Here is a 14739-nt window from a genome sequence, read left to right as displayed (position 1 = left end):
TTCCCCTGTCTAGGTGACTGGTGTTGTATGCAACTATAACACCGGCACGCCGAAGATCAACAGGGTGAGTGCCCCAACTGATGGCAGGGGGTGCATGACAGGCGCCGTTCCTCCTCAAGTCGTTGAAAGTATTGGGTATTCATGAGGGGCTCCCCGGCATTGTCCGCCAGCGCACATTCATTGATGTCAATGATATGGCAAGCGAGGACCGCATTCAGGCAATTGGTTGAGGTCAAGAACGACCACGGGGACGCGGTCAGATACGTCACCGCTGACGCTGAATGCGCCTCTGATCGGGTGTGCCTGGAAATCCGCCGCAGCCCCGCGCGCAGCGCATCGATGGCACGCGGACCAACGGCGGACGGCGGCTAAAACGCCGGTGATATAGTGCCCGCCGCAGTTCCGGCAGCGTCCGCCGGGCCCGTTGAGCCTCTCTTATCCTTACCTGGAGTGTCGCGATGCACCACGTGTCTCTGTTGTCGCCCGTCCGTCGCGACCGCGCTCCGCGCCGGGCCCGCGCGCCCATGCTGTTGCTGGCGCTCGGCCTGCTGGTGGGGGCGTCGGCCCAGGCGGCCGATCTGCTCGATGTGAGCTATCGCCCGCTCGCCGGCAAAGGCGAGGTGAACCTGGCCAAGCAGTACGGCGGCAAGGTGCTGCTGGTGGTCAATACCGCCAGCAAGTGCGGTTTCACCCCGCAGTACGAAGGCCTGGAAGCCCTGCAGCGCAAGTACGCCGCGCGGGGTTTCTCGGTCCTGGGCTTCCCGTCCAATGATTTCAAAGGCCAGGAGCCGGGCGACGAGACCCAGATCCAGGAGTTCTGCACGCTGACCTACGGCGTGAAGTTCCCGATGTTCCAGAAGGTGGTCGTCACCGGGCCGGAGGCGACACCGCTGTACCGCAGTCTCGCCACCGCCACGGGCGTATCGCCGGGCTGGAACTTCCACAAGTATCTGGTCGGTCGCGACGGCCGGGTGGTAGCGCAGTTCCCGAGCAAGGTCACCCCGGACGATCCCAAGCTGGTCGCGGCGATCGAACGTGAGCTGTCTGTCACGGCAAACAAGCGCTGACGATATCGACATCTCGGACGCGCGTGCGACAATGGTTGCTTTCGCGCCGACGTCGGCGTCCAGTCACTTCCAGGAATGCAGCGAATGAAGATGGGAATGCGCGGCGCCGCGGCGTCGGTTCTGATTCTGGCGATGGGTGCCACCGGTACCGCGATGTCGCAACAACCAGCCGCCCGCGCGGCTGTCAAGGAGACTTCCACTTTGAACTCCCAACGGGAAAAGCTCGGCTACGCCATCGGCATCGATGTGGCCAATTCGTTCGGTCCGATCTCCAGCGAGATCGACCTGGCCGCGCTGCGCCGCGGTGTGACCAATGCCTTTGAAGGCAAGCAGCCGCTGATCAGCCAGGAAGAGGCGCAGAAGACCGACGCCGCCCTGCGCCAGGCCGTGATGGCCAAGAACGGCCAGCCGGTTCCGGGCGTCGCGCCGGGCACCGCGCCGCCGAAGGTGGACCGCGAAAAGGTCGGCCTGATGCTGGGCAGCTTCGCCGTGGGTCCGTCGCTGGCCCCGCTGAAGGACGATGTGGACCTGGACGCGCTGTTCGACGCGGTCAGCACCACGTTCAACAACGGCACCCCGAAGATGACCGCCGAGCAGGCCAAGGCCACGCTGGAAGGCTTCATGAAGGGCAAGCAGGCTGAAATGGAAGCCAAGTCCGCTGCCCAGGCCGGTACCAACCGCGTGGACGGCAACAACTTCCTGGCCAAGAACAAGACCGCGCCGGGCGTGGTGACCACCGCGTCGGGCCTGCAGTACCAGGTGCTGCGTCCGGGTTCGGGCGAACGCCCGCTGCCGACCAGCAAGGTGCGCGTGAACTACGAAGGCAAGCTGCTCGACGGCACCGTGTTCGACAGCAGCTACCAGCGCGGCCAGCCGATCGAGTTCGGTCTGGACCAGGTGATCAAGGGCTGGTCGGAAGGCGTCTCGCTGATGCCGACCGGTTCCAAGTACCGCTTCTGGATTCCGGGCGAGCTGGCCTATGGCGAGCAGGGCACCCCGGGTGGCCCGATCGGTCCGAACGCCACGCTGACGTTCGACGTCGAGCTGCTGAACGTTCTTCCGTAACGGATCTGGAGCCCCACCGCCCATGCGCGTTGCGATTTTCGGTACCGGCTACGTCGGTCTTGTCACGGGTACCTGCCTGGCCGAGGTCGGCCACCAGGTGATCTGTGTCGATATCGACCAGGCCAAGGTCGACGGCCTCAACAACGGGATCATCCCGATCTATGAGCCCGGCCTGGAGCCTATGGTGAAGGACAACCACGCGGCGTCGCGGTTGACCTTCACCTCCGATGCCGCCACCGCGATCGCGCATGGCCAGGTGATCTTCATTGCCGTGGGCACGCCACCGGACGAGGACGGCAGTGCCGACCTGCAGTACGTGCTGGCCGTGGCCCGCACCATCGGCCGGCACATCACCGTGCCGGTGGTGGTGGTGAACAAATCGACCGTGCCGGTAGGCACGGCCGACAAAGTCCGTGAGGCCATCGCGCAGGCGCTGGCCGAGCGCGGCGTGGAGATCGCGTTCGACGTGGTCTCCAACCCCGAATTCCTCAAGGAAGGTGACGCGGTCGCCGACTGCATGCGGCCGGACCGCATCGTGGTGGGCGCGTCCAATCCCGATTCGATCGCGTTGATGCGCCGCCTGTATGCACCGTTCAACCGCAACCACGACCGCGTGGTGGAGATGGACGTGCGCTCGGCGGAGCTGACCAAGTACGCGGCCAACGCGATGCTGGCGACCAAGATTTCGTTCATGAACGAAATCGCCAACATCGCCGAGAAGGTCGGTGCCGATATCGAGCAGGTCCGCCAGGGCATCGGTTCGGATCCGCGGATCGGCTGGCACTTCATCTATCCCGGTGCCGGTTACGGCGGCTCGTGCTTCCCCAAGGATGTGCAGGCACTGGCCCGCACCGCCCAGCAGTACGGCCATGAGCCGATGCTGTTGAACGCCGTCGAAGCCGTCAACGAGCATCAGAAGGGCCATCTGTTCGCCCTGATCCAGCGCCACTACGACCGTGGCGAAGACGAAGGCGTGCGCGGCAAGACTTTCGCGGTGTGGGGCCTGGCATTCAAGCCGAACACCGATGACATGCGCGAGGCCTCCAGCCGCCGCCTGCTGGCGCAGCTGTGGGAAGCGGGTGCGACGGTGCGCGCCTATGATCCGGAAGCGACCGAAGAAGCGCGCCGCATTTTCGGCGAGCGCGATGACCTGGTGTTCTGCGCCAACGCCTATGACGCCCTCGAGGGCGCCGATGCGCTGGTCGTGGTGACCGAATGGAAGCAGTTCCGCAGCCCGGATTTCATCCGGCTGCGCGAGATGCTCAGCGATGCGGTCGTCTTCGACGGCCGCAATCTGTACGACCCGCAGGATATCGAAGCCGCGGGCCTGGCTTACTACGGCATTGGCCGGGGACGTTCGTTGAATGCATGAGTCCACACCCTCCGAGCGCGAACAGGCAATGGAAGCACGCCTGGTCGAGCTGGAAATGCGTGTCTCCTTCCAGGAGCAGGCGCTGGCCGAACTGAGCGAGGCCCTGGCCGATGCGCGCATGGAAGGCAACCGCAATGCCGACCTGACCCGCATCCTGCTCGAAGACCTCGGCAAGGTCCGCACCGCGCTGTATTCCGATTCGGCCGAAGAGCCGCCGCCTCCGCATTACTGATCTGACGTCATGAGCGATACTCTCCGCGACCAGCTGCTGGGCCTTGGCTTCAAAGCCGCGCCCAAACCCGAACGAACCAACGACCGCAAGCCGGATCGTCGACCCGATGCGCGCCGCGATGGCCGCCCGGCCGGCAAGCCGCAGAGCGCACGCCCGGCCGGCAAGCCCGGCGAGGGCCAGCGTCCCGCCCGCGACGGCGACCGCCGCCCGCAGGGCAAGGGCCGTCCCGCCGGCGCCCGTCCGCCCCAGGGCGCGCCCGGCAAGCCGCGCTCGCGCGAGGACATCGACCTCGCCAAGGCGTATGCGATCCGTGCGCAGAAGGAAAAGGACGACCGCATCGAGGCCGAGCGCCTGAAGCAGGAAGAGGCGCGCCTGCGTCGCGAAGCCAAGGCCAAGCTGGAGGTCCTGCTGGAAGGCAAGTCCCTCAACGCCGAAGCGGCCGACATCGCGCGCCATTTCCCGTATGGCGGCAAGATCAAGCGCATCTACGTGACGGCCGACCAGCTCAAGGCACTCAATGCCGGCGAGCTCGGCGTGCTGCAGCAGAACGGCCGCTACGTGCTGGTGACCGCCGCAGTGCTGGCCGAGGCCGAAGCGGTGTTCGCACCGTCGGTGGCATTGAAGGTCGACCCGGATGCGCCGGCTGGCGAAGATCCCTACGCCGATCCGCAGTACCAGGTGCCGGACGACCTGGTCTGGTAAGCCACCGCCACCATTGTTGAACGCACTGGGCGCCGTCAGGCGCCCATTGCATGTCAGGAGCAGGGCAACCATGCAGGAACGCAGTCCCGGGTACTTCCCGCATATCGATGGACTGCGTGCCATCGCAGTGCTGGCGGTGATCCTCTATCACTTCAAGGCCAGCTGGTTGCCGGGCGGCTTCACCGGCGTGGACGTGTTCTTCGTCATCTCCGGCTTCGTGGTCAGCGCTTCGGTGGATCGACTGCCAACGGTCGGCGGCTGGGCCGGGCTGGCGCGCTTCTACGCGCGCCGCATGCGTCGCATCGCCCCGGCACTGGTGGTGTGCCTGCTGGTGACGGCGATGCTCAGCGCGTTGCTGATTCCCGAATCCTGGCTCAGCGAGACCAGCGACAAGACCGGCCGCATGGCCTTTGTGGGCTTGAGCAACTGGGTGCTGGCCAGCACCGGCAATGACTACTTCTCGCCGCGCACCGAATTCAATCCGTATACGCACACCTGGTCGCTGGGTGTGGAAGAGCAGTTCTACCTGCTGTTCCCGCTGTTGTTCCTGGCCTGGGCCAAAGGCCCGCGCGGGCGCTGGCTGTCCTTGGGGCTGTTCGGCATGGCCACCGTGGCATCGCTGGGATATGCGGTGTTCCGGGCGCGGCAGGGCGGCCATGAGATCGATGCCTTCTACCTGACCACCACACGGTTCTGGCAGCTTGGTGCGGGCGTGCTGCTGTTCCAGCTGTTGGCGTTGAGCGGGCGATTCACGCCGCCATCGGTGCCACTGCGTGGCTTCGGCTGGCGCTCGCCATTGTTACTGTTGAGCCTTGTGGCGCTGGGTTACGGTCTGTGGGCCGCACGTCCGGGCCATTCGCCGTGGGTCGATGGGGTGTGGCCGGTGCTGGGCACGCTGGGCCTGCTCGGCCTGCTGCAGGGCTCACCCGGCGGCTTGATCGGGCGCGCGCTGGCGACCACGCCGATGGTGACGATCGGACGCCTGTCCTACTCGTTGTACCTGTGGCACTGGCCGGTCTTCGTGCTGTTCCGCTGGACGGTGGGCCTGGAGACGCTGGCCACCGGCGGTGCCGCGCTGCTGTGCGTGGCGTTGCTGTCCTGGCTGTCGTGGCGCTGGGTGGAACAACCGCTGCGGCATGGGGCGCGCTGGCGCGTCAGCAATGCGCGCTGGGTCGCGATCGGGCTGGGCGCGCTGGTGCTCGGGGCCGGGCTGCAGTCGGCGCTGGTCAAGACCCAGCAGTACACCTCGCTCAGCGTGGTCAGCCGCGCCCCGCTGGACTGGTATCCGTATGCCAAGGGGCTGAAGAAGGAAATTCCCGAGTGCCGCGTGCGGGTCGGCAACGTGCCAGTGCCCGGCGGGCAGGCGCGCCTGTACGAGCGCGGCGAGTGCCCGGGACGCACCGCATCCACCCGCCAGCTGTTCGTGGCCGGTGATTCGCACGCGCTGGCTTACCACGAGATGCTGCAGCGCCTGGCCGTGCTCGATGGAGCGCCGATCCGTCTGTACGGCAGCGGCGGTTGCGCGCTGGTCGGGCTGCGTGACTGGCAGGGGCCCAATCCGGCCTGCGAGGCCTATGCGCGCAATGTGCTGGAGGATATCCAGGCGCGTGCGCAGCCGGGCGATGTGGTGCTGTTGGCCGGGCTGCGGCTGCCGCGGCTGTCCGAACAGTACGCCTTGTTCGATGTCGCACAGGTGCGTGCCGAGCATCTCAGCGAAACCGCCGATGCAGGCCGCAACGCCGAAATCGCGCACTGGATCGCGCAGCTCAGACCGCTGGCCGATCGCGGCGTGCGCATCGTGCTGGAAGCGCCCAAACCGGTGCTGCCGGCGCCTCCGTACCGCTGCTCGGATGTGTTCAACCGGGACAACCCGATCTGCGCCCACGGGATGACCATCGCGCGCGGCGAGATCGAGCAGTTGCGTGCGCCGGTGCTGGCCGGCCTGCAGCAGGTGGCTGCCGGTCTGCCCGGTGCGTCGATCTGGGATCCGATGCCGTTGCTGTGCCCTGGTGAGCAGTGCCTGCCGAGCCGCGAGGGCAAGCCGCTGTTCTTCGATGGCGATCATCTCAGCGGCTACGGCAATCGTCTGCTGCTGCCGGATTTCCAGGCGCATCTGCGCCGTTTGGAGGCGACGGCGCCAGCCGCCGCGCCGTGAGTCGCCAGCCACGCATGGCGTGGCGTTACACGGCTGCGCGCTTCCGGCGGCCGGCGCGCAGCAGCGGCAGGCTGATCGCGAAGAAGCACAGCAGGGCGCCGGCCAACGCGAATCCGCTGCCGGCCAGGAACGCCGTGCGGCCCTGATCGATGGGCCACAGCTGACCGGCAATCAACGCGCCGAGCACGCCGCCCACGCCGGACGAGAACCCGTACAGCAGGCCCTGGCCATGGCCGTTGAGCCGGCCGGGGAAGTAGGTCGCCAGCATCTGCATCGCGGCGGCGAAGAAGGCCGCGAAGCCCAGTGCGTGCGCGGTCTGGGCGATCAGCATCACCGGCAGGTTCTCCGGGAACAGCGCGGTGACCGCCCAGCGCACGGTGGAACTGAGCAGTGCGATCAGCAGCATCCAGCTCGCGTCATAACGGCGGAAGAAGCGGCCGATGGTGAAGAACACGCCCACTTCGAAGACCACCCCGATCGTCCACAACACGCCCAGCGTGGAGGTCGCGTAGCCGTGGTGATCCATGTAGACCGAGAAAAAGGTGTAGTAGGGGCCGAACGACAGCTGCTCCATGAACGCCGCGAGGAAGAACGCCAGCACCTGCGGCTTGCGCACGATCTGCCAGAAGCCGCTGGCGTCGCCGTCGCTGCGCTGCAGGTTGCGCGCATAGCGGTTGGCGAAGCCCGAGGCGGTGAGCAGGCCGAACAGCGGCAGCATCAGCCAGGGCAGCAGGTGCGCGTTGCCGGCACCACCGTCGCCTTCGATGATCCAGCCGAACAGCATCACCACGGCGATGAAGCCCAGCGAGCCCCACACCCGGATCAGCCCGTAACGGTGGCTGTCACTGCCCAGGTGGGTCAGCGTGATCGATTCAAACTGCGGCATCACCGCGTTGTAGAAGAAGCAGAACGTGATCATCGCCGGATACAGCCACGGTTGCGGCAACGGCAGCAGGAAGGCGCAGAACGTCAGCAGGGTCAGCACGCAGCCCAGCCGCAGCCAGAAGATCGGGCGCGGCGAGGCGGCGGCGAGGGAGGTCCAGGTGGTGGGCGCGACGATGCGGGTGGCGTACCAGAGGCCCATCATCACGCTGATCGCAGTGACGCTCATCCCACGCGAGGTCAGGAACAACGACCAGTACGGGGTGAACGCGCCGAGGGCGGCGTAGTAGAAGAGGTAGAACGAGGACAGGCGGACGGCCGGAACGGCGTCGCGGGGGAGGGCGGTCATGCGGGGTCTCGAAGGGCGCGCACCCACCAACAGCGGGTGCCTACCCGGGCATTATGCCGTCAGCACCCGACCGTGGGTCGGGCAAACGAACGACACCGGCAATCCATCACGTCGGTAGCACCCGACCGTTGGTCGGGTGGCACGCTCATTCCGGATCGTAATCCAGGTTCGAGGCCAGCCAGCGCTCGGCCTGCACACGGTCCACGCCCTTGCGCTTGGCATAGTCGACCACCTGTTCACGGGTGACCCGGCCGACCACGAAATACTGGCTCTGCGGATGGCTGAAGTAATAGCCCGACACCGCCGCGGTGGGCAGCATCGCGAAGCTCTCGGTCAACTGCATGTCCGCGTTGCGCTCGGCATCCAGCAAGCGGAACAGCGTGGCTTTCTCGCTGTGCTCCGGACAGGCCGGGTAGCCGGGGGCAGGGCGGATACCGGCGTACTTTTCGGCGATCAGCGATTCGTTGTCCAACTGCTCGTCCGGCTGATAGCCCCAGTAATCCATGCGTACATGCTGGTGCAGGCGCTCGGCCAGCGCTTCGGCCAGGCGGTCGGCCAGCGCCTTGAGCAGGATCGCGTTGTAATCGTCGTGGTCGGCCTCGAAGCGGGCCACGTGCGGGTCGATGCCGATGCCGGCGGTCACCGCGAACGCGCCTATCCAGTCCTGCCTGCCGCTGTCGGCCGGCGCGATGAAATCGGCGAGGCAGAAATCCGGGCGTTCGACCGGCTTGTCGACCTGCTGGCGCAGGAAGTGCAGCACGGCCGGGCCGTTGTCGGTGCGCAGGTGCACGTCATCGCCGACGCTGTTGGCCGGCCACAGGCCGAACACGGCCTTGGCGGTCAGCCACTTCTCCGCGACGATCCGGCTGAGCATCGCGCGGGCGTCCTTGTACAGGTCGGTCGCCTGGGGCCCGACGATCTCATCGGTGAGGATCGCCGGGTACTTGCCCGCCAGTTCCCAGGCCTGGAAGAACGGCGTCCAGTCGATCACCTCGACCAGGTCGGCCAGCGGGTAATCGTCGAGCACATGCAGGCCCGGCTTGCGCGGCACCGGCGGTGTGTAGGTGGCCCAGTCGCCCACGAACCGCTGGGCGCGCGCCTTGGCGAGGGTCACCAGCCGCTTGGCGTCGCCACGGTTGCGGTGACGCTGGCGGATGTCGGCGTAGTCGGCCTCGTTGGCGGCCACGAAGGCATCGCGCAGTTCGCGCGAGATCAACGACTGTGCCACGCCGACCGCGCGCGAGGCATCCTTCACCCATACCGTGGGCGCCTTGTAGTGCGGGTCGATCTTCAGCGCGGTGTGCGCGCGCGAGGTGGTCGCGCCGCCGATCATCAACGGCATCGTGAAGCCCTGCCGCTCCATCTCGCGGGCGACGTGGCTCATCTCTTCCAGCGACGGTGTGATCAGGCCGGACAGGCCGATGATGTCGGCGTTCTCGGCGCGCGCGGCATCCAGGATCTTCTGCGCAGGCACCATCACGCCCAGGTCGATCACATCGAAGTTGTTGCAGGCCAGGACCACGCCGACGATGTTCTTGCCGATGTCGTGCACGTCGCCCTTGACCGTGGCCATGATGATCTTGCCGTTGCTCTTGGCGGTGTCCCCGCTGCGTGCCTTCTCGGCCTCGATGTAGGGCAGCAGGTAGGCCACCGCCTTCTTCATCACGCGCGCGGATTTGACCACCTGCGGCAGGAACATCTTGCCCGCGCCGAACAGGTCGCCGACGATGTTCATGCCGTCCATCAGCGGCCCTTCGATGACATCCAGCGGACGCGTCGAGCGCGCACGCGCTTCTTCGGTGTCCTGCTCGACCCACGCGTCCATGCCGTGCACCAGCGCATGCGCGAGGCGATCATTGACCGGCTTCTCGCGCCAGGCGAGGTCTTCGCCGCGCACTTCGCCCTTCTTGCCCTTGTAGCGCTCGGCGATCTCCAGCAGGCGCTCTGTACCGTCGCTGCGGCGGTTGAGGATCACGTCCTCCACGCGCTCGCGCAGCTCGGCGTCCAGATCGTCGTAGATCGGCATCGCACCGGCGTTGACGATGCCCATGTCCATGCCCGCGCCGATGGCATGGAACAGGAACACCGAGTGGATCGCCTGGCGCACGGTTTCATTGCCGCGGAACGAGAACGACACGTTGGAGACACCGCCGGAGACATGGCAGTGCGGCAGGGTGCGCTTGATGATGCGGGTGGCTTCGATGAAGTCGACCGCGTAGTTGTCGTGCTCCTCGATGCCCGTGGCGACGGCGAAGATGTTCGGGTCGAAGATGATGTCCTGCGGCGGGAAGCCGACCTGTTCGGTCAGGATCCGGTAGGCGCGGGTGCAGATCTCCACCTTGCGCGCGCAGGTATCGGCCTGGCCATCCTCGTCGAAGGCCATCACTACCGCAGCGGCGCCGTAGCGCAGCACCTTGCGCGCCTGTTCGATGAACTGCGCTTCGCCTTCCTTGAGCGAAATCGAATTGACCACGCTCTTGCCCTGCAGGCATTTCAGCCCGGCCTCGATCACGCTCCACTTGGAGGAGTCGACCATCACCGGAATGCGCGCGATGTCCGGCTCGGACATGATCAGGTTGAGGTAGCGCGTCATCGCCTTTTCGGAATCGATCAGGCCCTCGTCCATGTTGACGTCGAGGATCTGCGCACCGTTGGCGACCTGCTGGCGCGCCACTTCCACCGCCTCTTCGTAGTGCTCTTCCTTCACCAGCTTGCGGAACTGCGCGCTGCCGGTGACGTTGGTGCGCTCACCGATGTTGACGAACAGCAGGTCCGGCGTGATGACCAGCGGCTCGAGACCGGACAGGCGGGTGTGGCGGGAAGACGTCATGGGCAGGCTGGCACGGGCTGGCGGAGGAGGGTCAACGACAACGGGAGCGTGGTGCGGACGCGGTCATGCCGCGTCTTCCAGCGGGGGTGCCGGCAGGCGGCGGGGCGGCAGATCGGCGACCGCCTCGGCGATCGCGCGGATGTGCGCCGGGGTGGTGCCGCAGCAGCCGCCCACCAGGTTGAGCAGGCCGGCACTGGCGAATTCGCGCAGCGTGGTGGCCATTTCTTCCGGGGTTTCGTCGTACTCGCCGAAGGCGTTGGGCAGGCCCGCGTTCGGGTGCGCGCTGACCAGGCACTCGGCCACGGTGGACAAGGTCTCCACGTGCGGCCGCATGTCGCTGGCACCGAGCGCGCAGTTCAGACCGATCGACAGCGGCCGGCCGTGCGCGACCGAGGCGTAGAACGCTTCGGCCGTCTGCCCGGACAGGGTGCGCCCGGAGGCATCGGTGATCGTGCCGGAGATCATCACCGGCAGGCGCCCACCGCGCGCATCGAACACCTCTTCGATGGCGAACAGCGCGGCCTTCGCGTTGAGCGTATCGAAGATGGTTTCCACCATCAGGGTGTCGGCGCCGCCGTCGATCAGGCCGTCGATGGCTTCGCGGTAGGTCTCGCGCAGGGCATCGAAGCTGGTGTTGCGGAAGCCGGGATCGTTCACGTCCGGGCTGATCGACGCGGTGCGGCTGGTCGGGCCGAGCACGCCGATCACGAAGCGCTGCTTGCCCGGCGTGGTCGCCGCAACCGCATCGCAGCAGGCGCGCGCCACCGCGGCGCCGGCTTTGTTGAGCTCGTAGACCAGGTGTTCAAGGTGATAGTCGGCCTGGCTGACCGAGGTCGCGTTAAACGTATTGGTCTCGACCAGATCGGCACCGGCTTCCAGGTACGCGGTGTGGATGCCGCCGATCACCTCCGGCCGGGTCAACAGCAGCAGGTCGTTGTTGCCCTTGAGGTCATGCCCCTGCGGCGCGTCGCCCGGCGCGGCATGGTCGCAGCCGGGCCCGTGCTGGTGGTCGTAACCGCCGGCGAAGCGCTCGCCGCGGTAATCCTCTTCCTCCAGTCCGTGCCGCTGGATCATCGTGCCCATGGCCCCATCGATGATCAGGATGCGCTGGGCCAGCGCCGTTTCCAGCGCGTGCACGCGGTCGGGGTGGAGCCAGGGCAGGGATGACATGGGCAGACCTCAGGGTTTGCTGGCGATCAGCGAGATGACTTCGAAATGTGGCGGGCGCTTCTCGCGGGTCACGGTTTCCAGGCTGGAGACGACCAGGCCGGCCTTCTCCACGAACTTGCGCAGTTCCTTGTCGCTGAAACCGAGGTTGACGTGGCCATAGGCATCCACGGCCGCGCGATGCTCGTGCCGGGCCAGGCTACACAGCAGCAGTCGGCCGCCCGGGCGCAGCACGCGCGCGCCTTCGGCCACGGCCTGGGCCGGTTTGGCCGCGTAGGTCAGCGCATGCATCAGCACCACCAGGTCGAAGCTCTGGTCGGGGAAGGGCAGGGCATGCATGTCGCCTTCGCGCACTTCCACGTTGGCCAGCCGGCGCAGGCGCTCGCTGGCCGCGGCGACCACGCGCGCGCTGGTGTCGATGCAGATGTAGCGCTTGGCGTGCGGCGCCACCAGCTCGGCCAGCACGCCGTCACCGGAGGCGATGTCGAGCACGTCGCCGGTTTCCAGCAGCGGCAGCGCAGTGCGGGCCAGCGCTTCCCAGGTGCGGCCGGGGGAGTAGTGGCGTTCCATGTCGCCGGCGACGCTGTCGGCCCAGTTCTGGTCGGCGGCACGGCTGGCCATCACCGCGGCAACGCGTTCAGCGTCCTGGCGCAGCAGCGGGTCGTCGCTGCCGGTGCTCAGGGCATGCCACAATGCGCGCTGCGCCGGGTCCAGCGCGGCGTCATCGAAGCGGTAATACGCCGAGACGCCGGAGCGACGGTCGCGGACCAGGCCGGCTTCCTTGAGCCGGGCCAGATGGGTGGACACCCGCGGCTGGGCCAGCGTGGTGATGGCCGACAGCTCGGCCACGGTGAGTTCTTCCTGTTCCAGCAGCGCCAGCAGGCGCACCCGGGTGGCGTCGGCGAACACTTTCAGCCGGACGGACCAGTCCTCGAGATCCATAAATATCTACCTATCGCGATATAGAGATATTTTCGTCCTTTGGCGGCTGTCCGGTCAAGTCAGGCGTGCCTCCCCGCCCCCCGGTACAATCGCCCGACCTGGCCGCGCTCTGCGCGGCCATATCACTAATGTCCCCGGGAGGGTGTTGTGGATTTCAGCTTTACCGAAGAGCAGTTGATGCTGCAGGACGTTGCGCGCCGTATCGCGCAGGAAAAGATCGCGCCGAGCGCCGAACACCATGACCGCACCGGCGAGTTCCCGCTGGAGAACATCCGCCTGCTGGGCGAGAACGGTCTGATGGGCATCGAAGTGCCCGAAGCCTACGGTGGTGCGGGCATGGACCCGATCGCCTACGTCCTGGCGATGGTGGAGGTCGCCGCCGGAGACGCCGCGCATTCGACGATCATGTCGGTCAACAACTCGTTGTTCTGCAACGGCATCCTGACCCATGGCAGCGAAGCGCAGAAGCAGAAATACGTGCGCGCCATCGCCGAGGGCGAAGCCATCGGCGCGTTCGCGCTGACCGAGCCGCAGTCCGGCTCGGATGCGACGGCGATGCGCTGCCGCGCGGTCAAGCAGGCCGACGGCACCTACGTCATCAACGGCAAGAAGAGCTGGATCACCTCCGGCCCGGTCGCCAAGTACATCGTGCTGTTTGCGATGACAGATCCGGACCAGGGCGCACGTGGCATCAGCGCGTTCATGATCGACACCGACAAGCCCGGCTTCCACCGCGGCAAGACCGAGCCGAAGCTGGGTATCCGTGCTTCGGCGACCTGCGAGATCGAGTTCCAGGATTACGTGGCCGCTGCCGATGACGTGGTCGGGAAGGAAGGCGAGGGCTTCAAGATCGCCATGGGCGTGCTCGATGCCGGCCGGATCGGTATCGCTTCGCAGGCGATCGGCATCGCGCGGGCCGCGTACGAAGCCACGATCGAATACGTGAAGGACCGCAAGGCATTCGGCGCCGCGATCGGTACCTTCCAGATGACCCAGGCCAAGATCGCCGACATGAAGTGCAAGCTGGACGCAGCCCTGCTGCTGACGCTGCGCGCGGCATGGGTGAAGGGCCAGGGCAAGCGCTTCAGCAATGAAGCGGCGATCGCCAAGCTGACCGCATCGGAAGCGGCGATGTGGATCACCCACCAGGCCGTGCAGATCCACGGCGGCATGGGCTATTCCAAGGAAATGCCGCTGGAGCGTTACTTCCGTGATGCCAAGATCACCGAGATCTACGAGGGCACCTCGGAAATCCAGCGGTTGGTGATCGCGCGCAACGAAACCGGATTGCGCTGAGGCAGCGCGGCCACGACCCACGGTCGTGGCCCGCCGGCGGAGGCCGTAGCGTCGGGGCCGCCCGCCGGGTAGGTGCCGACCGTTGGTCGGCACGTGGGGTAGTGCAGAATGTGCGGTCCCGTTCTACAGGTCACCCCATGGTTATTTGTCGAGGCGCAGGATTCCTGACCCTGCTCACCCCCATCGTCACCCTGCTGCTGTTGATGTGGCTGTGGCCCGATCCTGCTGTTGCCAAAGGCAATACCTCGCTAGCGCAGCTGTTGATCGGTTTCGGCATCGGCGCAGCGATCAATGTCGTGGTGGGCCTGGTGCTCAACCGCGGCCCACGCGCGGAGGGCGAGCCTGCCCGCCATCATTTCTTCTACCTGCCGATGCAGTGGCCGTCGCTGGCGATCGTGGTCGCCTGTGCAGCGGTGGCGCTGCTGCGTTGAGACGTTTGGTGGTGCGCTGAGACCGTGCGGTAGTGCGCTGAAACCGTGTGGTAGTGCCGGCCGCTGGCCGGCAACCAGGCGGTCCTTCCCGGGCGGGCAACCAGGCGGTCCTTCCCGGGCAACCGGAGGAGCCGGCCAGCGGCCGGCACTACCTGCGACCCGGGCGCGCGTGCATCGCTTGAGGCACACATGGTGTGGCTCTTATCTCTTGCCGATCTGGCACTTTAGGTGCCGAGAGCCCGGCGTGGG

At 66.6% G+C, this 14739-nt stretch carries 12 protein-coding genes; 8 read left to right on the top strand and 4 right to left on the bottom strand.

The window, feature by feature from the left end:
* The first annotated feature begins 524 nt into the window (after positions 1–524).
* From AB9O74_RS18155 to AB9O74_RS18130, 6 genes are all read left to right on the top strand, one after another.
* Positions 525–1067 carry a glutathione peroxidase gene (locus tag AB9O74_RS18155; protein ID WP_369350140.1) on the top strand — a complete coding sequence of 181 codons (543 nt, stop codon included), beginning with the start codon at positions 525–527 and terminating at the stop codon, positions 1065–1067.
* Between the two features lie 84 nt (positions 1068–1151).
* Positions 1152–2132, top strand: coding sequence for an FKBP-type peptidyl-prolyl cis-trans isomerase (locus tag AB9O74_RS18150; RefSeq protein ID WP_176989501.1), 981 nt, complete (start codon positions 1152–1154; stop codon positions 2130–2132).
* A 22-nt stretch (positions 2133–2154) separates the two neighbouring features.
* Positions 2155–3504, top strand: coding sequence for a UDP-glucose/GDP-mannose dehydrogenase family protein (locus tag AB9O74_RS18145; protein WP_176989502.1), 1350 nt, complete (start codon positions 2155–2157; stop codon positions 3502–3504).
* A complete protein-coding gene (locus tag AB9O74_RS18140; RefSeq protein ID WP_176989503.1) occupies positions 3497–3736 on the top strand; it encodes a SlyX family protein in 240 nt (79 codons plus the stop codon). Before AB9O74_RS18145 ends, AB9O74_RS18140 begins: the two co-directional genes overlap by 8 nt.
* 9 nt (positions 3737–3745) lie before the next feature.
* A complete protein-coding gene (locus AB9O74_RS18135) occupies positions 3746–4438 on the top strand; it encodes a DUF2058 family protein (protein ID WP_369350135.1) in 693 nt (230 codons plus the stop codon).
* A gap of 70 nt (positions 4439–4508) precedes the next feature.
* The gene (locus tag AB9O74_RS18130; RefSeq protein WP_369350134.1) at positions 4509–6593 is read left to right on the top strand and encodes an acyltransferase family protein; all 2085 of its coding nucleotides are present in this window, start codon (positions 4509–4511) and stop codon (positions 6591–6593) included.
* Positions 6594–6618: 25 nt separating this feature from the next.
* On the opposite strand, the gene AB9O74_RS18125 is transcribed toward AB9O74_RS18130, so the two are convergent.
* From AB9O74_RS18125 to AB9O74_RS18110, 4 genes are all read right to left on the bottom strand, one after another.
* A complete protein-coding gene (locus tag AB9O74_RS18125; RefSeq protein ID WP_176989506.1) occupies positions 6619–7824 on the bottom strand; it encodes an MFS transporter in 1206 nt (401 codons plus the stop codon).
* A 145-nt stretch (positions 7825–7969) separates the two neighbouring features.
* Positions 7970–10654 carry a methionine synthase gene (gene metH / locus AB9O74_RS18120; RefSeq protein WP_369350133.1) on the bottom strand — a complete coding sequence of 895 codons (2685 nt, stop codon included), beginning with the start codon at positions 10652–10654 and terminating at the stop codon, positions 7970–7972.
* 63 nt (positions 10655–10717) lie between these two features.
* The gene (locus tag AB9O74_RS18115) at positions 10718–11824 is read right to left on the bottom strand and encodes a homocysteine S-methyltransferase family protein (protein WP_369350132.1); all 1107 of its coding nucleotides are present in this window, start codon (positions 11822–11824) and stop codon (positions 10718–10720) included.
* A gap of 9 nt (positions 11825–11833) precedes the next feature.
* Positions 11834–12763 (bottom strand): metalloregulator ArsR/SmtB family transcription factor, encoded by a 930-nt coding sequence (locus tag AB9O74_RS18110; protein ID WP_121037902.1) that lies wholly within the window; start codon positions 12761–12763, stop codon positions 11834–11836.
* Positions 12764–12910: 147 nt separating this feature from the next.
* Here AB9O74_RS18110 and AB9O74_RS18105 point away from each other — a divergent pair, with 147 nt between their 5' ends.
* Positions 12911–14059, top strand: coding sequence for an acyl-CoA dehydrogenase family protein (locus tag AB9O74_RS18105; protein WP_176989509.1), 1149 nt, complete (start codon positions 12911–12913; stop codon positions 14057–14059).
* Between the two features lie 137 nt (positions 14060–14196).
* Entirely contained in the window at positions 14197–14490 is a 294-nt protein-coding gene (locus AB9O74_RS18100; protein WP_369350131.1) for a hypothetical protein, read from the top strand.
* Positions 14491–14739 lie beyond the last annotated feature (249 nt).

It is taken from the genome of Stenotrophomonas sp. JAG2 (genome assembly GCF_041080745.1).
Taxonomy (GTDB): domain Bacteria; phylum Pseudomonadota; class Gammaproteobacteria; order Xanthomonadales; family Xanthomonadaceae; genus Stenotrophomonas; species Stenotrophomonas maltophilia_AA.
The sequence above is the reverse complement of the archived record's forward strand: the minus strand, read 5'-3'. Positions and strand labels throughout refer to the sequence as shown.